At 57.4% G+C, this 19,399-nt stretch carries 13 protein-coding genes and 1 tRNA gene; 11 read left to right on the top strand and 3 right to left on the bottom strand.

Annotation, left to right across the window (positions count from 1 at the left end; genetic code table 11):
• Positions 1-70: 70 nt before the first annotated feature.
• Complete coding sequence (locus CSQ86_RS06575) at positions 71-1,762, bottom strand: phosphotransferase (protein ID WP_100494326.1); 1,692 nt, start codon at positions 1,760-1,762, stop codon at positions 71-73.
• A 111-nt stretch (positions 1,763-1,873) separates the two neighbouring features.
• Here CSQ86_RS06575 and CSQ86_RS06570 point away from each other — a divergent pair, with 111 nt between their 5' ends.
• The gene (locus CSQ86_RS06570; RefSeq protein ID WP_100494325.1) at positions 1,874-3,460 is read left to right on the top strand and encodes an ATP-dependent helicase; all 1,587 of its coding nucleotides are present in this window, start codon (positions 1,874-1,876) and stop codon (positions 3,458-3,460) included.
• Between the two features lie 21 nt (positions 3,461-3,481).
• Here CSQ86_RS06570 and CSQ86_RS06565 read toward each other — a convergent pair whose 3' ends face one another.
• On the bottom strand, positions 3,482-5,188 hold the full coding sequence (locus tag CSQ86_RS06565) for a zinc-dependent metalloprotease (RefSeq protein ID WP_100494324.1): 1,707 nt from the start codon (positions 5,186-5,188) through the stop codon (positions 3,482-3,484).
• A 151-nt stretch (positions 5,189-5,339) separates the two neighbouring features.
• On the opposite strand from CSQ86_RS06565, the gene CSQ86_RS06560 reads away from it, so the two are divergent.
• The 10 genes from CSQ86_RS06560 (at position 5,340) to CSQ86_RS06515 (ending at position 18,272) form a co-directional block, all read left to right on the top strand.
• On the top strand, positions 5,340-6,179 hold the full coding sequence (locus CSQ86_RS06560) for a S16 family serine protease (RefSeq protein ID WP_243387687.1): 840 nt from the start codon (positions 5,340-5,342) through the stop codon (positions 6,177-6,179).
• Positions 6,180-6,268: 89 nt separating this feature from the next.
• The gene (locus CSQ86_RS06555) at positions 6,269-6,685 is read left to right on the top strand and encodes a DUF3052 domain-containing protein (protein ID WP_100494323.1); all 417 of its coding nucleotides are present in this window, start codon (positions 6,269-6,271) and stop codon (positions 6,683-6,685) included.
• Between the two features lie 104 nt (positions 6,686-6,789).
• Positions 6,790-6,863 (top strand) — tRNA-Val (locus CSQ86_RS06550).
• Between the two features lie 273 nt (positions 6,864-7,136).
• Positions 7,137-8,705: a DivIVA domain-containing protein gene (locus CSQ86_RS06545; RefSeq protein ID WP_100494322.1), complete on the top strand. Its 1,569-nt coding sequence runs from the start codon at positions 7,137-7,139 to the stop codon at positions 8,703-8,705.
• Positions 8,702-9,889, top strand: coding sequence for a 1-deoxy-D-xylulose-5-phosphate reductoisomerase (dxr, locus tag CSQ86_RS06540; RefSeq protein ID WP_100494321.1), 1,188 nt, complete (start codon positions 8,702-8,704; stop codon positions 9,887-9,889). Before CSQ86_RS06545 ends, dxr begins: the two co-directional genes overlap by 4 nt.
• A 58-nt stretch (positions 9,890-9,947) precedes the next feature.
• Complete coding sequence (ispG, locus tag CSQ86_RS06535; RefSeq protein WP_100494320.1) at positions 9,948-11,156, top strand: flavodoxin-dependent (E)-4-hydroxy-3-methylbut-2-enyl-diphosphate synthase; 1,209 nt, start codon at positions 9,948-9,950, stop codon at positions 11,154-11,156.
• A 68-nt stretch (positions 11,157-11,224) separates the two neighbouring features.
• Positions 11,225-12,937: an alpha/beta hydrolase family protein gene (locus CSQ86_RS06530; RefSeq protein ID WP_165773794.1), complete on the top strand. Its 1,713-nt coding sequence runs from the start codon at positions 11,225-11,227 to the stop codon at positions 12,935-12,937.
• Between the two features lie 276 nt (positions 12,938-13,213).
• Positions 13,214-16,696: a tetratricopeptide repeat protein gene (locus CSQ86_RS06525; protein ID WP_165773776.1), complete on the top strand. Its 3,483-nt coding sequence runs from the start codon at positions 13,214-13,216 to the stop codon at positions 16,694-16,696.
• Between the two features lie 62 nt (positions 16,697-16,758).
• Positions 16,759-17,478 carry a DNA repair protein RecO gene (gene recO, locus CSQ86_RS06520; protein WP_100494317.1) on the top strand — a complete coding sequence of 240 codons (720 nt, stop codon included), beginning with the start codon at positions 16,759-16,761 and terminating at the stop codon, positions 17,476-17,478.
• 2 nt (positions 17,479-17,480) lie between these two features.
• Positions 17,481-18,272: an isoprenyl transferase gene (locus tag CSQ86_RS06515; protein ID WP_100494316.1), complete on the top strand. Its 792-nt coding sequence runs from the start codon at positions 17,481-17,483 to the stop codon at positions 18,270-18,272.
• Between the two features lie 271 nt (positions 18,273-18,543).
• Here CSQ86_RS06515 and CSQ86_RS06510 read toward each other — a convergent pair whose 3' ends face one another.
• Positions 18,544-19,320, bottom strand: coding sequence for an ABC transporter permease (locus CSQ86_RS06510; protein WP_100494315.1), 777 nt, complete (start codon positions 19,318-19,320; stop codon positions 18,544-18,546).
• Positions 19,321-19,399: the final 79 nt, after the last annotated feature.

Here is a 19,399-nt window from a genome sequence, read left to right as displayed (position 1 = left end):
AATGCTCCTTGATATATGAGATGGTTCTCTGCTCTATTGTGCCGTATTTATTGTGCCGCATGCGCACAGGTTACGCCTGCGGCGTGGAAACCTGCTGACTCGTGATGGTATTGCCTTCATGATCGTAGCCGCTCAATCCGGCTCGAGCGTCACGCAGTGCGCGTTCCTCACGTTCAAGCAATGGAATCACCGTGGTCTCCGCGGAGTTGAACGCCTGTGGCTCATGCTCGCCCGTATCGTCATCATCGCCCGTGTCCACGGCAGTTTCCTGCGGATGGGCCTTCATGCTTTGGCTTTCGGCAAGCGCGTCATTGATGGCCTTGCGAGAGGCCTTCTCACGCTCGTTCAGGTCGATAAGTTCCCTCAACGTGATGGTGGACGAGGAACTTGGGGCTGCCGTGCCTGCAGGCTGCGGTTTGGTGGAACCTGTGGCCGTCACCGGGCGGTTGGCGGTTTGGTCATCGTTCTGTGCTGCGGCTTGTGCGGCGTCGCGGACCGCCGCTGCGGTGAGCTTCGGCGTCACATCCACACTGCCAGCGGCAACGATGTCCGCAGAACCGGTGCGGTCCGGATCATTGGTATCGTCATTACCCTTGTCAGCAGTGCCGGATTGCTGAGGTGCAGCTGCCGCGGCAGAGGTCTTCCGCTGGTCATCATTGAGTAGCGTGCCGACCGTGATGGTTGACGGATTGCTGCCGGATTTACCCGCAGCGCTCGATTGCGGAGCGGTGGTGGCTGACTTATGGCTGATCACACCCAGCTGATGTGCGAGGCGTTCTACCTGAGCCTTGAACTGCACGATACGGTCATTATCGGCACGATTCAGAGCCTGAATGAAATCACCCACTTGCTCCATCTGCAGCCAGAGGTTGGCGCGCAGCATAATGAGGTCGTCCAAACGGGAACCCATCATGCGGCCATAGGCGGAAAGCACGGCATTGCGGTGAGACTCGTCCAATTTGCCGAAAATCCATGCCAGATCACGTGCCGGATCATTGACCTGCATATCCTGCCAATTGGTGATTGCCGTGATGGTGGACCCGGAGAACAGCAGATCGCCATCGGAAAAACCACCATGCACTGTGCAAGTGGTGAACGACCATAAGCCTTCGGTCTCGATGATACGGGCCCAACTATTCGTGATCTCCTGCGGCACGTGGCCAGCCGAGCGCAGACGGCGAATCCATGCGATGAGTTGGGCGCGAATCTGCCCGGTGGAGAACACGGGATATTTGGCGGCTTTGAGAAAAGCCGTGGGAAGACGGTGGATCGCGCCCAATGCGGTACCCACTGCAGTGCAATCATCCAACGTGAGCAGGTCAAGGGGACGAACCTGACCCTCATTGTGCGCGGCGATCAGCACCGTCGTCTCACCAGTGGGACTTGGTTTTTGGTTCGGCTTCGTCGCGGCGGCGGGGGACTGGTCCAATGCCTGTGCAGTCGAACTTGCACCCGGTTGCGGCACATTGCCTGGCGCAAACGCAATAACATGATCCAAGCCGAAGCCAAGACCACCCGGCTCACGAGCGGCATTCAGCGTCTGTGCCGCCTGCACGCGTCGAATCAGGCGGGCACGGCCCTCCTTGGTGTCGGTGGCGTATACGTCATACAGTTTGCCGGAGGCATCCTGCACAACCGCCTGGTCAATGCCTTTCGCCTGATCGGTGGCGCTTTGCTGGGTGCTCTCTCGCACTCCGGCAACGGCCAGATTCGGCAGAACGGCCGAGCTCAATGCCGCCAACATGTAATTGCTTCGTCTCATCACCCTTCCACACTAATACATGTCTTGTGCTTCAGGGGCGTGGCGCGGGCCAAAAAGTTCGTGAAATGGACGTTGCCGCGTCTCACATGGCAGCGTGCCACAATGGAGGGCATGGAACAGGCGCAAAAAATCCTTGAAGGCCTCGATGAACGTCAACGTGCCGCGGCCACCACGCTCAACGGGCCGGTGCGCATCATCGCCGGTGCCGGCGCCGGCAAAACACGTACCGTCACCCGCCGCATCGCCTATGCCTGCGCCACGGGGGCATGGAAGCCGGAACGTGTGCTCGCCGTGACCTTCTCCGTGAAGGCGGCGGCTGAAATGCGTGCCCGACTCGCGCAATTGGGGCTTGCCGGTGGCGCGAGGGAAGGAGGCTCCACCGCTATAGGCCACGGTGCTGCGTCTGCGGCAGTCACCGCCGCCACATTCCATTCCGCGGCGCTGCGCCAACTCAACGGCGTTTGGATGGACGTGTGTGATGCTCCCTTCCCTCATTTGATTGAAGATCAGCGTGACGTGGTGTCCCGCGCCATCACACGAGTCACAGCCTCCAGCGATATCGATCCATTGATGGTCCGTGACGTGCTCGCCGAAATCAACTGGGCCAAAGTCTCTCTTGTGTCACTCGATGATTATGCCCGCGTATGCGCATCCGCACGCCATATGCCACCAGCCGGATTGGAACCTCAACGATTCGCCGATATCTATGGCGAATACGAGAAGGAAAAAACCTCTCGCGGGGAAATCGATTTCGATGACATCCTGCTTCTGGTGTGCCATATCATGGATGATTTCCCCGAAGCTGCCGCCCGGATACGCTCCTCCATCGGTTGGCTGACCGTGGACGAATACCAGGACATTTCCCCGTTGCAACACCGCCTGATGATGCTGTGGCTCGGTTCTGGCCCGGACGGCAAAACCGCGATGAACCGCAATGTATGCGTAGTGGGGGATCCGGCGCAGACCATCTATTCCTTTGCCGGCGCCTCAAGCTGGGATCTGCTGCGATTCTCCGATGAATTCGGTCCGCTCGCCGCAGATATCGATCTCAATACCGATTATCGATCCACACCCGAAGTGGTGTCGCTCGCCAATGAGGTGCTCGCCAAGTCACCGAACCGTGAAGACTATCTCAAACTGGTTTCCGCCCGGGCATCCGGGCCGCGAATCAGCAGAACGGTATATGACACCGATTTCGAGGAAGCGCAGGGAGTGGCCGCACGCATACTACGACTGATACGCCAGGGGGTGAAACCGTCCGAATGCGCCATCCTGACACGTATCAACGCTCAACAATCAGTGTTCGGTGCCGCACTGCGCCAAGCAGGATTGAAATTCCGAGTGCGTCGGGATGCCGGGTGGCAATCGTCCGCGCTTGCCGATGATGCCGCATCGAAGCGGGCATTGCTTGAGGCCATGGGGCTCAATGCCAATGGCGTTGAATTCGCCGACGATCCGGGCGTGACCATTTCCACGATTCATGCATCCAAAGGTCTGGAATTCAATCATGTATTCCTCATTGGATGCTCCGAAGGCCTATTGCCCTATGGTGCACCGGGGGCAGGTGATGCGTTGGAAGAGGAGCGCCGCCTGATGTATGTGGGCGTCACACGTGCTCAGGATTCGTTGCATGTCTCATACGCCAGAACCAAGGACGGCTATGGCGCCCAGCAGCGCCAGCCGTCCCGGTTCCTGTAATCCGCGGATTATGCGGTTCGATTATTGGGCGTCGTTTCCGGTGTTGCCTTCATCGTCGCCGTCTTCGCCTTCGTCAAGCAGCTTCGACAATTCGGCGTCCCAGTCAATATCGGAAGTCTTGCCATCCGCCGCCGGATGTCCGGAATGGGCGTCTCCGGAAGCGGTGGAGGCGTCACCGTTCGCCGTGCCGGAAGACTGCGGATCGGCAGGTGCATCCGAAGGCAGGGTCGGCAGCAGATCGGGGTGCGACCATTTGGCGTCACGGCCTTCGGAGCCCTCCGCTGCCGTGATCATCTCCCACAAGCCGGCGGCTTCGCGCATGCGCTTCGGGCGCAGCTGCAGGCCGAGCAGACTTTCGAATGTGCGCTCGGCGGGACCGCCCATGGCGCGTTCGCGACGCATCATCTCACGAAGCTGTTCGATATGCGGCAGATGCGCCATGCCTGCGCGCCACACCACGCAATCCACCCAGCCTTCCACCATGGCCAGTAGGGATTCCAGCGAAGCCAATGCCTCACGTTGCTCCGGTGTATCCGGAATGCCCACCTTGGTGAGGTTCACGGCGCCGGAAATCGACTCAGGGTCCATGGAGGTGGCATCGCGCAACTGCTCTTCCATCGCGTCCAAATCAATCGAAATACCGCGGGCATACTTGCCGATCAGCGCCTCGAATCGTGGCATCAGCCACGGAACGGAAGCGTACAGGCGAGCATGCGCCATCTCCTGCAGGGCCAGGAAGGAAAGCACTTCGGACTCGGGAATCTTCTCAGTGGTGTTGAAGTCGGCGAACGCGGCCTCGAATTGCGCGTTCAGTTCGGCATCCTGCGCATTGGCATCCTCGGTGGTCATCGCAGGAGTCTGAGCCGAAGTAAAGCCAATCGGATTGCCGGAAGCTGTGGTGGAAGCGTCATCAGCCGAAGCTGCGGATTGCGCGTCGCTGGGAGTCTTGCCGTTTAACATCGCGGCATATTCAGTGGCATTCTGAGCGATCAGACCGCCTGCAGGGTTCTTGAGCAGTGCAATTCCCTGGTCGAAACTGCCATGCACCTCATGACTGAGATTGCCGGCGGCGTGGCCTAGCTGCATGGCGAACGATGTATTGCCCAGCAGCTTCATCAATTGCGCAGGATCCTTCATGCCATCGGGGATCGGAATCGGCACCGGACCGGCGAACATACCGGCGATCTCGCCCTCGCCGTCGCCCAACATGCCGCCGAGTCGTTCGGAAATCACAGAAGCCAGGGCGTCGTTCATCGATTCGGCAACCGGAGCGGCGAACTTGGCCCACTGGTCGATGGTTCCTTCCACCCAAGCGGCGCGGGTGAGCACATCCGGTTCACCGGGAGCGGGATTGAATTCGCAGGCGGTATCCAGCCACAGATTCGCTTCGCTCATCGCACGACGTGCCGCCTCGCCGTCCACAGCGGAGACATTGGAATCAGATCCGGATGCATTGGCCTGCTGCAGGGCGATGGATTTGGCCAGCTTCACATTGATCGGGCCTTCCTCGACCGTGCGCTGCATGTCGGACATGGTATTGAGCCCGCCTGCGGTGAACGCTGCCATCATCTGCTGTACTTCGTTGGGATCGGGCAAGCGGCTCGGATCCTGGCTCATCAATTGCTCGCGGATCTCTTCAGGCAATTGGCTGATCTGCTGCCATGCCATTTCACCCTGAATCGGGCCGAAACATTTGATCAACCATTCGTGAATCGCGTTCTCGTCCATGCGTATCCTTCTTTACCGCGGTATGGGTACCCCAAGATGTGATTACCACAAGTGTAGGCGGTGCCCGCGCCCGTTCGCCCCGGGCCAAGCGCCGATAATGTCGATGAAGCCGAATGACTGCGGCTTCCACCCCTTGCCTACACTATTGGATATGTTCGCACGATTCAGGAAGTATATTGCCGGTCGCTCCCCGCGATATTTTGCGGGAGCTTTGGCTGTGATAGTGGGCGTAGTGGTGTTGTTGCTGCCCAGTCCGTATGTGATTGAGATGCCGGGACCTACCCAGGACGTGCTTGGAAAGGCAGACGGCAGCGATGTCATCGTCGTTTCCGGCGATGGAGTCACCACCTATAAGGATTCAGGCAAGCTGCTGTTGGTCACTGTAAGTGCTTCCGGTGTGCCTGGATATCCGATTATCAATGCGCAGGCGGTGTGGGGGTGGGCGAACCCCCATGTGGAGGTCATGCCGCGTGAAGCTGTGGTGCCTATCGGGCAAACGGCGGATGAGTATCAGCGCAAGGTCGATAAGGACATGTCCGGTTCGCAGGGCAAAGCCAGCGAAGTGGGGCTGCAATATGTCGAGCAGCATGCGAGTGAGCTCGGCCTCGACGCCGGCAGTCTCAAAAACGCGAACGTGGAGATGCACGTCGATAAGATTGGTGGCCCCTCCGCCGGCATGATGTATACGCTGGGACTGATCGACAAACTGACTCCGGCCAAGGAAAGCGGTGGCAAGACCATCGCCGGCACCGGCACCATCAACGCTAAAGGCAAGGTCGGCAAAATCGGCGGCATCCGCTTGAAGATGCTTGGCGCCAAGCGCGATGGCGCCACATGGTTCCTCGCTCCGGAAGGCAATTGCGGCGAGGTGGTCGGTCATGTGCCGCAAGGGTTGCGCGATGTGCGCGTCGCCACGCTTGAGGAGGCGTATCAGGCTCTGGTGTCCATCGGCAAAGGGCAAGGCGAGCAGTTGCCGCACTGTGCCGCGTGACCGGTGTGCGACACATTTGGTGGTCAATCAGCGAGATTTTTTATGAAAGTTAACGCGATTGTTCGCTAAGACTTGCTAATGTGTGCTCTGTGAATCAAACGGCATCACAGAACGCGGAAGAATTTGGGTTTGAGCCTGGCGACATCGTCCAGGAGTGGCTTTGGGACGACGACGTGGATGATTCCATCCGCGCCAAGATCGAGGACCTCACGGGCGAAGACCTCGTGGACGAGGACTACAACTCCGCCGTGGACGGAGTCATTCTGTGGTGGCGCGATGGTGATGATGAGGATGAATTGTCCGACACCATCGTCGACGCCTGCGGTGTATTGGATGACGATGCTCCGATGTGGGTGCTGACCCCCAAGCCGGGCCGTCCGGGTGCTGCAAGCTCCTCCACCGTACAGTCCGCAGCCCAAACCGCTGGCATGAATGCCGCCACCCCGCTGACCGTCAGCAAGGATTGGAATGGTATTCGCCTGCGTGCCTTCGGCAAGGGCCGCTGACTTTTTCTTAACGCATAGGTCCGCAAGCCAGACGCGATGCGCGGCACGCCCGAACAGGGGAAGTTGACAGATTATGCCGGTCATGCGCTATTGTGGACACCCGCGGGCAATTAGCTCAGTTGGTTAGAGCGCCACCTTTACACGGTGGATGTCGGGGGTTCGAGTCCCTCATTGCCCACAGTTCGAGATTGTTGGAAACAAGCCGCAAAGCCTTATTGGAGTAGGGTTGAGCGGTTTTTTCATTTTCATCCGGTTTCACCGTTTTTCACCCGTTTTCAGAAAAATGTGCCCAAAATGTGCCCAAAATGTATCTGCGTCATGCGGTAATCGGCATGATTGCTCCAACAAACGCTATAAACTGTGAAACTCCATCGAACGGGAGAGACTGAGTCGTAACAGTCACGTAAAGTGGTGAACAGAGTGTTTCATCCAGCAGGAGGTTGATTAACCGATGGCGAAGGAAGTTCGTGAAGGGGACGGCAAGGCAGGAATCGCGCATGCCGGTAAGCGCAAGCTGGGATACGATACCGCGCAGGTGGATGCTTTTCTGGAACGTGCGCATGCCTTGTACGACAGTGATGGCATCAATCTCACCCAGCAGGACATTCAATCTGTTTCCTTTGATTTGGCCAAAAACGGTTATGTGATTAGCCAAGTCGATGCAACGTTGAACCGCCTTGAGCGTGCCGTGGTCGATAAGCAGACCGCGTGGGAAATCTCGCAGCAGGGTCGTGTGGCATGGAAGGCCCAGACCGAGAAGCTGTATCAGGAAGTTGCCTCACATGTGGAGCGCGCCCCACTTGAACGATTCAAGCCCGGTGAGCCGAAACACCCCTCATACGATAAGAAGCAAGTGGATCGCATCGCCGATCAAGTGGTTGATAAGGCAGCGGCCGCACTCGGCGTCGACGGTGTTACTCAGGACGATGTGAAAGGTTTGGCGGACCTTAATGCCAGCTCGGTGAATAACGTGATCTTCACGCAGCGCAAAGGCAAGAAAGGCTATGACGAGCGTCAGGTCGATTACTTCCTCAATGTATGCGTCCAACTGCTCAGCCGTTTGGAATCCTACGCACGCGTGAGTGATTATGTGACCAACGGTCCCGCTTCGGCGGAACAAACCGCGCCGGCCGATAATGCTTCCCCTGCCGCCGCCGATGAGGTCTCGCCGCTGATTGCGGCAGGTGTTGAGCGTTCTGCCGAGGTGGCTCCCGCTGCTGCCGCTACTGGTGAGTCTTTTGATGCGTTACGCAAGGCGGAACAGAACCTGTTCCCGGCTCCAGCTACTTCACAGGTCGCGGAGGCCCCGGCTGCCGTCAATCCTGCTCCCGTGTCATATGCTCCCGCAGCCGTGGCTTCGACGCCTGCCTCCGAACAGTCTACGGCTGCTGCACCACACGCTCCGGCGTACCAGCCGACCCCGGAACCTGAATCGTTGCCATCATTCCAACCTGCAATCCATCCGGTTTCCACCGCTGCGGCACCGGTTGCGGCTGCGGTTCCTGCTGCATCCGATGGTGGAACCGCAGCAGCCGCTCAGGCTCCGATCCCAGCGATCGCGGACGTGACGGAAAACAATTCGTCTTTGGCCGCACTGGCTCATATGGCTGAAATTTCCCAAGAATTGCCGGCTGTGGATGTTTCGTCATTCACTCCCAAGATGCCAAATCTCGATACGCCGAACGCGCTGAAGCTCAACGATTCACCTGCCATGCCATCATCGTTCGCTCCGGCAAACAAGCCTGCGCATACAACAGACCCCGCTCCTTCATCTGTTCCGGAAACGCAACCGCAGCAGCCTGCAACGGCGGCACCGCAGCCAGAGCCCGTGCCGGTGGCACAGCCGCAAACACAGCCTCAGCCGGTAAATGAATCTGCCGAGCCGAAGAAAGATGCCGAAACCAACAAGTCCGGCAATCTCTTCCCGCTCATCCCCAATCTGGACGATGACCTCGGCGTATCAATCCCGGATCTTTCATTCCCCACTTTGAACGATGACGATATGAAGAAGGAACAGTGAGCGAAGTCTCCCATCGTAATGTCGTACTCCTTGGTTCCACAGGCTCCATCGGCACCCAGGGACTGGATGTCATCAAGCGCCACCCCGAACGCTTTACCGTAACCGGTTTGGCGGCGGGCGGCGCACATATCGAGCTCCTGGCCCAGCAGGCGGCGCAATTCCACGTGCCGCAGGTAGCCGTGTTCGATGCGTCCAAGGTCAAGGCACTGGAAGAAGCCCTGATTCAGGCCGGTGCACCACAAACACAGGTTAGCGGCGGCCCCGAAGCGGTAATCGCACTCGCCGCATCCGGAGCCGACGTTGTATTGAACGGCATCACTGGATCAATCGGCCTTGAACCATCCATCGCTGCGCTACAGGCCGGTTCCCAACTGGCTTTGGCCAACAAGGAGTCCGTGGTGGCTGGCGGCCATCTGCTGTTCGGCTCTCAGGTTCGCGACAACCAGATCAATCCGGTTGATTCCGAGCATTCCGCCATCTGGCAATCCCTGCGTTCCGGTACGCATGCCGAAGTTTCCAAACTTGTGGTCACCGCATCAGGTGGTCCGTTCCGCGGTTGGAAGCGTGCGGATATGCAGCACATCACCCCTGAACAAGCCTTGCATCACCCCACGTGGAACATGGGGCCTGTGGTGACGATCAATTCCTCGACCCTGATGAATAAAGGACTTGAAGTCATCGAGGCTTCCCGGCTGTTCGATATTCCGCCGGAGCGTATCGATGTGACGGTTCATCCGCAATCCATCGTCCACTCCATGGTTGAATTCATGGACGGTGCCACCATCAGCCAGGCCTCGCCGCCGGATATGCGCCTGCCTATCGCATTAGGCCTTTCCGCCCCCGATCGTATGGATCATGTGGCCGCAGCCTGTGACTGGACCAAGGCCGCCACATGGACCTTCGAGCCGCTGGACAACGAGGCATTCCCCGCCGTGCAATTGGCCCGCCATTGCCTGGCCGCGTCCGAAAAGCATACGGCGGTGCTCAACGCCGCCAATGAACAGGCCGTGCATGCTTTCCTCGATCATCGTCTGCCGTATCTGGGCATTGTGGACACGGTCAAAGAGGTGTTGGACGAGATGGACGCCGAATTGCGCGGCAACCCGTTGTTCACCGACGTGGAGGAAATGAACCAACTGGAGCTTGAAGCCCGCAGACGCGCGGATGTTCTGATAAGCAAGTAGCAGTTTCTTCTCGGTATCTTCCCTGTGATTTTGCGGGAAGACCAAGAATATGAAAGGCATGAGCTTGAATCCTGTAGAAAAGCCGTTCCGTAAAACCGGCGATCCGGTTGCGCTCACCAGCGAATCTCCCTTGCACCCAAGGCGCAAGTCCCGTCGCATCATGGTCGGTCCTGTGCCGGTCGGTGGGGGAGCGCCCATCTCCGTGCAGTCGATGACCAACACACTCACCGCCAACGTGGGCGCCACCCTGCAGCAAATCGCAGAGCTCACCGCAGCCGGCTGCGATATCGTCCGCGTTGCCGTGCCGAGTCAGGATGATGCCGACGCGTTGCCGGAGATCTGCAAGAAGTCGCCGATTCCGGTGATTGCCGATATCCATTTCCAGTCGAAGTACGTGTTCCAGGCCATTGACGCCGGTTGTGCCGCCGTCCGCGTGAACCCGGGCAACATACGCAAATTCGACGAGGTCGGTCCCTCCATCTGCAAGGCGGCGACCGATGCCGGCATCTCATTGCGCATTGGTGTGAACGCCGGATCGCTCGACAAGGAACTGTATGCCAAGTACGGCGGCCCGACTCCGGAAGCGCTGGTGGCCTCTGCCTTGAAGGAAGCCCATATGTTCGAAGACGTCGGCTTCCACGATTTCAAGATCTCAGTCAAACACCACGATGTGATCACCATGGTGGAGACCTACCGGCTGCTCGCATCCAAAGGCGACTGGCCGCTGCACCTCGGCGTTACCGAGGCTGGTCCGGCATGGCAGGGCACCATCAAGTCCTGCCTGGCTTTTGGCGCGTTGCTGGCAGAAGGCATCGGCGATACGATTCGTGTGTCCCTCTCCGCGCCGCCTGTCGAAGAGGTCAAAGTCGGCTGCAAGCTTCTGGAATACATGGGATTGCGTCCGCGCAAGTTCGATATCATCTCCTGCCCGAGCTGTGGTCGCGCCCAAGTGGATGTGATCCAGCTGGCCTCCGCGGTGACCGAGGGGCTCAAAGACATCACCGCTCCGATTCGCGTGGCCGTCATGGGCTGCATCGTCAACGGTCCCGGTGAGGCTCGCGAAGCCGATCTTGGCGTCGCCTCCGGCAACGGCAAGGGCCAGATCTTCATCAAGGGCAAGGTCATCAAGACCGTGCCGGAAGACCAGATCGTGGATACGCTGCTCACCATTGCCAACGACATCGCCTCGCAGATGGAAGCCGAAGGCAAGGTGCCGGCCAATGCCACTGGTCCGGTAGTCGTGCCCATCCAGCATCCCGGCCACTGACGTCACTCGACGTGTCCGATCAGAACCAGCAACATGCGGTCAAGCCGTGGACCCGTGGCCACCGGCTTATGGTGAGCTTGCCCATTTTCATCATTCTGATCGGCATTCTGGTTTCGATTTCGAACCTCACCACGGTGCCCTGGAACATCGAGCCCACAGGCCAATCAATGGCCACGCTGAGCGACGATACGGATGTGACGTTCGATGTTCCAGACAATCAGACATTGCCCGCCAAAGGAACCTACGAGGTTGCGGAGCGGTCGATAACGCTGAACATCGCGCGCGATGGTTCGCTGTCCAAACAACAGGGGGAGCGGAACAAGGCCAGCGCCAGCGGCGTGCAGGCAATCAAAGTGCTGATTCGCGAGCCTCAGGGAGCTTCCGGCGCACATCCGGCTGTGGTGTTCATGCATGGTGCAGGTTACGGCACCGCTGACAATTCCTTTGGAGACGTGGCATCCGATCTTGCTTCAGCCGGATTCGTAACGGCAGTGATGGATAAGCCGGTGTGGAATACCACTGACATCAACCGTGATTATCCGGCGTCGGCCAAAGCCTACGATCAGGTCATCGAATACCTACGTGGACTGAATGCCGTCGACGCGAAACAGGTCGGTATCTATGCCACATCGGAATCGACTTGGATCTCCTCATACCTGCTTGGACTGGACCATCACATCTCATTCCAGATTCTTCTGAGCCCGATGGTGTTTTCGCCACGCCAATCATTGGGATTCTTCGTCACCCAGGATTTCACCTTGGCCGGTGCCAACGATGGATACCAATCCATTGTGCAGCGTCTGTTCAGTGTCGATGCGGGGATGTTCGGCCTGACCAACCTTGACCTGGACACCCTCAATCCCACCGCCTACTCCATCCCAACGTATGTGGCATACGGGTCCAAGGATGTGATGACCGCCCAAGTGGAGGGAGTACGCGCGATTCTCTACAACGCGCATGAGGCGGGCAATTGGAATGTGACGGTGCGTAGCTACCCTGTGGCCAATCACGTGTTACGTTTAGGCGATGAGGCCGAGGAAGGCACACCATTCGCCGACGCCTATGTGGATGACCTCATCGACTGGGCGGTGGGCACCACGCGAGGTCTGAAGCAGACCAGCGAACGGGTGGCCGGCACGAACTTGTATCAGTCCATTGGCCTGCCAGGCGCATTGAAGGCACGACCATCGGGAACGGTATATGGCGTGATACTGCACGTCACCATGGCGTTGTTGCTGCTGGCCTCAACCGTGCTGGGAATCGTGGCTATTATCCGCAAGTTCATTTCGGACGTGCGCTGGCGTAAGCAGCGGCGCGTGGCATTGCGGCAGGGCGGATCGCTACCAGCCAAACCGAAGATTCTGGGATTCGCGCATGGCTTCGGCAATGCGTTGCTCACATTGACGCTTTCCACGCTGGCCACATTGGCGATTTTCTTTGCGGGCCTCGGCCAGGTGGTGATGGGCGTCGTCAAACTTGCCTGGGGTAGCGCACCTACGGAAACGCCAGGTGTGATGTATTGGAGCTGGCCGGTCATCCAAGTGGTGTCGATTATGGTGGTGTGGGCATGGTCGCGCGTGTTCATGCGTTTGATTGAAGTCGCTTGGCATCGTGGACTTATTCAATGGCCGCCGCGTAAGGACGCGGTCAAAAATATCATTACCGGTCAGGAGCCGGTACTCGCCTCCACACGATTCGGCCGCATCCTGTTCTGGTTGGTTACGTTCGCCATGCTCTACGTATTGCTGTTCTTCGCATTCTGGGGCCTGTTCATTTACTGAATTTACTGATGACTGATAAACTGGGGAATCGAGAAGATCAATCGAATCGTCGCATGACAATGTGGTTATGCATGGGGTGATTCGCATCAGGGAAAGAAGCCTCCCATGTCGTCCCCGAATTCCAAGCAACCTGTATCTCAATCGTTCGGCAATACCTCTGGTAGACCTTCAAGGGACATTGCCACATCACGAATTTGGCCGTTGTGCCGTCTCTTGCTCACCATTGCGATTGCTCTCATTGTGGCGCTCAGTTTGGCGTTTCCGTTTGGTGCACGGATGTATGCCGAACAATCGATTCCTGATGCCTCCGTATTCAATGCTCAACAGATTACTGCCGTTCCTAAGGGCACCAAGAAAATCAATGGCATGGGCACCCGACCATTGCCGCTGCTCGATGATAAGGCAACGCAGGCGGTGAAAGACAAGAATGCTCAGGCCGTAGATGATGCCGGCAAAGCGGTGTTTGGCGATGATTGGGACTCCACGGTCACAACTGCGTACCAGCAAAATTCGACAGGCGGGTATTTGCGATCCATCAATGCTGCTGCTCAATCGCAAATAGCTAATGCATTGCAGACAATGGATGCCAAGAAAACCGATGACGTAGTCAATTTGATGGGACTTCTGGCATCGTTCGGTGACTATCGGGCAAACCTTCCATATAACGCAGATAAACACAGCGACTTGCCAGGCTATGGCATGGCCAACGCCGACTACATGGTCATCGCCGTATCACTGGCCTATGAGGCTCCGCGCGTGTTCAATACCTGTGATGTGCAGCTGCAATCCGCTAAAGTATTGGATCTGTTCTATCCCTCGCATGGAGCGGATGTCATCAGTGCGTACGATAAAGCAGCCACGTTGTGCGGCGATGATGCCACACCTGCAGTGGCAAAAATCCAATACATAATGTCCATGTCGCAGCAAGGTTGCGCAACAGATGACACGGTTGGGTATGGCGTTCTGGCTAACAATAGGCAATGGGATGAAATCGACAAGCAGCTCGATACCCTGATGAAGAATCACAATACAATACCTGCCGCATATACAGTGGCAGGCGATGTCTATACCGCGGTGGCGGATGACATTAGTCCAGAAGGTTATGGCAATTTCTTCATTCAATATTTGCGCAAGAACGCCATCGCCGCGTATGAGAATGCGCAGAAGCTTTCTACGCTGCCGCAGATCGAAAGCTCTCTAGCCACTGCATACTCCAACGCCGGAGAATACGAGAGGGCGGTGAAACTACTCGACGGCAACGATAAGGCTCTGGCCGTGGATGCGACTCGCAGCGTATATGCGGATGCTCTGGCACATACCGGAAAATTCAGCCAGGCAGCAAAAATCGAAGCCAAGTTTATGTCTACCTATGGCAAAGAACAGAGCAATACCGTGCGAACGGAAATCGCGAATGGGCTGGGATGGCCTGTTACCCAGACGGACAACGTTCGTGATGTCATGCTGTCCCCGAACTGCGGGGCTCCTGGCGTCTTGCAGGATTTCACCTATATGCCCGAGTACCGCGATATTGCGGATGTAACACTGAACTCCGACGAGAACGATGCCGTGGATGCTCAGTATCAGTTGGCCCGAGACGGCTCTTGGAGATTGCCGAAGCTCTCTCGTGCGCCGGAAAACTACATCATCTACCTGCTTATGGCCGGTGAATATAGCACCGCCAAACAATATTGCCCAGGTGGCGACTACTCGTCCAGCAAACTTTGCCTCGCGGTATATAGCGGCAGCAACACGGCACCTGAAGGACCGTTTGGTGATGCCACCATCGCATTGGTGGACATGATGCAGAATCTCTGGCGATATTATGGCCAGCGGGATAAGGCCAAGGAAACTCTGGAGCAGTCCACCAGTGTTTCGGCGGCAATGCTCAATGATCGTTTGGGTGAGATTCTCTTCCTCGATGAGGACTATGCCGGCGCCGCGAAGCAATTTGAACAAGCGGCGGAAGGCTATCAATCCAATTGCTATAGTTTCAGTGGGGCGGCGACCAGCCCCGCGTGGGCGAAACTCCGTCAGGCCACGGCATTGCGTATGGCCGGCAATGTGGCTGACGCGCGCGTCGCGGCGGTGGATGCCGAGTCATTGATTGGCGTTTGCGCTGCAGCTTTGGCGTCCCCCACGACCGACAATTTCATGGAGAACGAGCGTACAGCCGAACAGGCATACATCAAACAGGAACAAGCCCAGAACTATTACGACCAGAAGCAATACGATGAGGCGTTTGATCTGGCCACGCAAGCGGTTCCGTTACGCGATGCTGCAGATGCCGATTCCGTAAAGAAGGCGGTGCGAGGCGCTTTGGAACAACTTGCATCCGTATCGGCGTTCGCGGCTGGCCATTATCAGGCTGCGGAAGTCTGGGCCACCAAAGCATTGGTCTATGATCCCAAGAGTCCGCTGTATCAGGAGGCGCTCGCCGACGCCAAACGTGCCTTGGCGGAGGAATCCGGTTCATCATCGAGTGAATCGGCTGATGCTTCGGATACCGGTTCATCCGGATCCTCCGATACCAGCGCAGAGGCCGGCGAAAAGAACGATGATCAATCCTCGCAAAAGCAATCCATCACCAATACCGACGAGTTGATGGAGAACTATCGCGATGCCTTGCAATCCAACGATTCGCTGTTCTCCTCGTGGAACAACCTTGGCGTATTGCAAGCGCGGCAAAACGATATCGACACGGCCATCAACTCGTTCGAACGGGCTGTGGCCGCCAAGCCGGATTACTCATTGGGCTGGTTCAATTTGGGTGTTGCCGAATCCAGGCATGCGAGTCCCGTGTCGTTCCTGCGTTCGCAAGGCGCTTTCGGCAAAGCGGGCAGCCTTGACTCGGAATTGAAGAATGCCGATAGGGAATTCGTCTTTGACGACAATACATACAGTACAAAGATTGACGTGTCCAAGGCGATTCCCGAGAACCTCCAGCTTGCCGAGAATCTTCGCTCCGCGCCGCGCATGTTGACCGCAAGCTTGGGATTGCTGGTTCTGGGGCGTATCATCATGGCTCTTGCCGGCGATTGGATTACCGGCAAGGTGAGTGAGGATGTGACGCCTCTGCTGGATAAGATTCGCAAACGCATCATGGCGTTGTTGCGCCCACTTGGCGGTATGAATGCGAAACGAGCCGTAGCAGCAGATGGATCTTCAGCCTCAGCTCCTGTTACTACGGATTCCGTGCCGCAACCCAGCGCATCACTTGCCGTAAGAATCATCAGCGGACCGTTACTGACCATGGTTGTGTCGTTCGTATCTTTGATCTGGATCAGTGGTGCTTCGTCAGTCGCCGAATATGTGCTTGCCGGTGTGATTTCGCTGGCGTTGCTACTCATGCCGGCTATCACGGCGGCATGGGTGGGCAAGAACCGAGATCATATCGATCATCATCGCTCGTTCTGGCCTGCTTCGGTAATTACCGTGGTGCTTACGCCGTTCCAGTTGGGCTTCGCGCCACCCTCGCCGATTGACGCATCGGTTGATGGTAAGGAAACGGCCTGTCATAAGGGCCGATGGGGCATGGGTGTGCTCGGTGTAGCGACTATCGCCATGTGCGTGGTCGCGATGGTGACTTCCGTGCCGACGATTCGCATGGCCTCTGCGACCGCATTGGTGGTGATCGGCTCGGCATTGACACCGGTCGATCCGTTGGACGGTGCGCAGATTGATTTGCCAAAATGGCTGGATTGGCTGATCACCGTGGCCATGACTGTTACCACGATTATCACTGCCATGAACATCCTCTAGTCATGCAGTGCCATTCGCTATGATGGATGGCGCTACACAATGATGATGGGGGAGTAAACGTTATGGCGTTATACCGAGATGAGGGTGTGATTTTGCGCACCGCCAAACTCGGTGAAGCCGACCGCATCATCACCATTCTGACCCGTGGCCATGGGAAGATTCGCGCGGTGGCCAAAGGCATACGTCGAACTAAATCACGATTTGGTGCGCGCCTTGAGCCGTTCATGCGCGCCGATCTGCTGATAGCCGAAGGGCGGTCGCTGGATGTGGTCTCACAGGCCGACTCCGTAGCCTCCTACGGTACCGCCATCGCCGTTGACTACGAGGCATATGAAGCGGCTAACGTCATCGTGGAAACCATTGATAAGCTCGCCAGTTCGGAGCATGAGTGTGTGCCGGCGCAATATCAATTGCTTATCGGTGCGTTGAATGCATTGGCCAAGCATGCGCATGCACCCCAAGCGATCAGCGGGTCGTATGTGATGCGCGCCTTGGCCTTGGCCGGATGGACGCCGCGCATGGGAACCTGCGTGGTATGTGGGCAGCACATGGGAGCCTACTTTTCCGTCGCCTCCGGTGGAGTGATGTGCGAGGCGGATCACACCACCGATGCGCGGCGAATCCCGCCGAGAGTATTGCAGGAATTCCAGGCGCTGATCCAAGGCAATTGGACGGTGCTCGATGGCACGCCGCTTCAGCGTGCCACGCAAGAGTTGGTTGAAGATTGGGCGGAGTATTACTTGGAACGCCCGATTCGTTCGCTGCGCTTGATAGATTCATGAGTATGGCTTTTGAGAACGTTGATTACACGTCATTGGACATTCCCGCTGCTCCGTTCAGCGACCCGTCCCGTATTCCTGATTTCCCGAAGAACAAAGTACCCCGTCATGTGGGTGTGATTATGGACGGCAATGGCCGCTGGGCCAAGCAGCGTGGCATGATTCGTACCAACGGCCATCAGGCCGCGGAACCGGTGGTGTTCGACACTATCGCCGGTGCCATCGAGGCCGGTGTGCGTTACCTGAGTCTATATACGTTCTCCACTGAGAATTGGAAGCGTTCGCCTCAGGAAGTACGTTTCCTGATGGGCTTCTCCCGTGAGATCATCCACCGCCGCGTGGCACAGATGGATGAGTGGGGTGTGCGCGTGCGCTGGTCCGGGCGTCGCCCGAAGCTGTGGAAGTCGGTGATCGACGAGCTTGAAATGGCGATGGAACGCACGAAGAACAACAAGGTCATCGATGTGGTGTTCTGCATCAATTATGGTGGCCGTGCGGAGATCGCCGACGCCTGCGCCGCAATCGCCAAGGAAGTGCGTGATGGCAAGATCTCCGGCGATCGTGTCACCGAAAAGATGATTGCCGACCACCTCTACAACCCGGATATTCCCGATTGTGATCTGGTGATTCGCACCTCCGGCGAGCAGCGTACATCGAACTTCCTGCCGTGGGAGGCTGCATACGCCGAACTTGATTTTGTGCCGGAGCTCTTCCCGGATTGCGGCCGTGAAGTCCTCTGGCGTGCCATCGACGACTACATCCATCGTGATCGCCGATTTGGTGGTGTGAAAAAGTGAACAGTCCAGTGGATTGTTCACTCACGCCGCCGAGCTGGGCACGATAGTGCCCAGTGAGGTGATGTTGAGTCTGCCGAAGGCAGTCAGTAATTGCTGGAGGCGTGAAAAAGTGAATCTATTGGCCGACGGCTGGTGGGATGTGCATTGTTCGACTGTGAGCAGCGCAGGCGTGTGCTAAGCTCTGCGAGCACAAGCCGGAGCGAGGCCAAACGGCCTTGAGTGTGTCGAACAATGCACATCCCACCAGCCGCCTAGCTGTGGTGCCGTTTTTCTACTGATCCAAGTCCTCGTCTTTGCCGTTGCCGAGGGTAATCCATTCGACCAGGGAGATAAGGCCCAAGAGGATTGCGGTTTCGGCGATGACGACCACTGTGGCGGAGAAGATCAGTGGCGTGCGGAACGAGTTGAAGGCGGCTTGCAGCCAGATGCCCAAGCCGTTCATGGCACCCAAATATTCCGCGGTGGCTGCGGTGCCGAAAATATAGGCGGCGGAAATGCGAATGCCGCCGAAGATCTGGCGTGCGGCCACGCGTAGCTTGACATGGAAGAGCGTCCATATGCGGGTCGCACCGCAGGTCAACGCCACATCCTCATAGAATCCCGGTACCGCAGTGAGACCGCGTGCGGTCTGCACTGCGATGGGAAACACCCCGAAGACGGCAACGATTACGATCTTGCCCAATGGTTCGAAGCCGAACCAGATCATGAAGAGCGGGGCCACAGTAATCAGCGGAATTGTCTGGGCTGCTGCCAACAGAGGGTAGAACGCACGATACATCGTTTTGGACACATATAAGCCAATGCCGATAAGCACGCCGGCAATGATGGCGATGCTAAAACCAGTGAGTCCTTCATAGGTGGTGATGGCGGCAGCCGTCATCAAATCAGGCCAGGTATCAACCATCGAGGCCACGATCTGGGTGGGGGAGGCGAGCACGCGTTCGGAAATATGCCCCGCTTGAACGGCGATTTCCCAAATCACCAGTAATCCGCCAATAGTGATTGCCGGCGGCGCAATCCTAGCAAGCCAAGATTTCAGTTGCTTCATAAGATGACTTCTCTAGCGTTGTAGAACTCAAACGGCTCCCTGACATGCCTGACATGGAGGGAGCCGTTTATCCTCGTGA

The sequence above is a fragment of the Bifidobacterium felsineum genome, assembly GCF_002802915.1.
GTDB lineage: Bacteria > Actinomycetota > Actinomycetes > Actinomycetales > Bifidobacteriaceae > Bifidobacterium > Bifidobacterium felsineum.
Note: the sequence above shows the minus strand (reverse complement) of the source record. Positions and strands in the feature narration are given on the sequence as shown.

What these genes read in the sequence shown, in the direction of transcription:
- CSQ86_RS06530 (WP_165773794.1), top strand. Translation starts at nt 11,225, where the DNA reads ATGGTGAGCTTGCCCATTTTCATCATTCTGATCGGCATTCTGGTTTCG.
- CSQ86_RS06525 (WP_165773776.1), top strand. Translation starts at nt 13,214, where the DNA reads ATGTATGCCGAACAATCGATTCCTGATGCCTCCGTATTCAATGCTCAA.
- CSQ86_RS06570 (WP_100494325.1), top strand. Translation starts at nt 1,874, where the DNA reads ATGGAACAGGCGCAAAAAATCCTTGAAGGCCTCGATGAACGTCAACGT.
- ispG (WP_100494320.1), top strand. Translation starts at nt 9,948, where the DNA reads ATGAGCTTGAATCCTGTAGAAAAGCCGTTCCGTAAAACCGGCGATCCG.
- recO (WP_100494317.1), top strand. Translation starts at nt 16,759, where the DNA reads ATGGCGTTATACCGAGATGAGGGTGTGATTTTGCGCACCGCCAAACTC.
- CSQ86_RS06510 (WP_100494315.1), bottom strand. Translation starts at nt 19,320, where the DNA reads ATGAAGCAACTGAAATCTTGGCTTGCTAGGATTGCGCCGCCGGCAATC.
- CSQ86_RS06575 (WP_100494326.1), bottom strand. Translation starts at nt 1,762, where the DNA reads ATGAGACGAAGCAATTACATGTTGGCGGCATTGAGCTCGGCCGTTCTG.
- CSQ86_RS06565 (WP_100494324.1), bottom strand. Translation starts at nt 5,188, where the DNA reads ATGGACGAGAACGCGATTCACGAATGGTTGATCAAATGTTTCGGCCCG.
- CSQ86_RS06515 (WP_100494316.1), top strand. Translation starts at nt 17,481, where the DNA reads ATGGCTTTTGAGAACGTTGATTACACGTCATTGGACATTCCCGCTGCT.
- CSQ86_RS06560 (WP_243387687.1), top strand. Translation starts at nt 5,340, where the DNA reads ATGTTCGCACGATTCAGGAAGTATATTGCCGGTCGCTCCCCGCGATAT.
- CSQ86_RS06545 (WP_100494322.1), top strand. Translation starts at nt 7,137, where the DNA reads ATGGCGAAGGAAGTTCGTGAAGGGGACGGCAAGGCAGGAATCGCGCAT.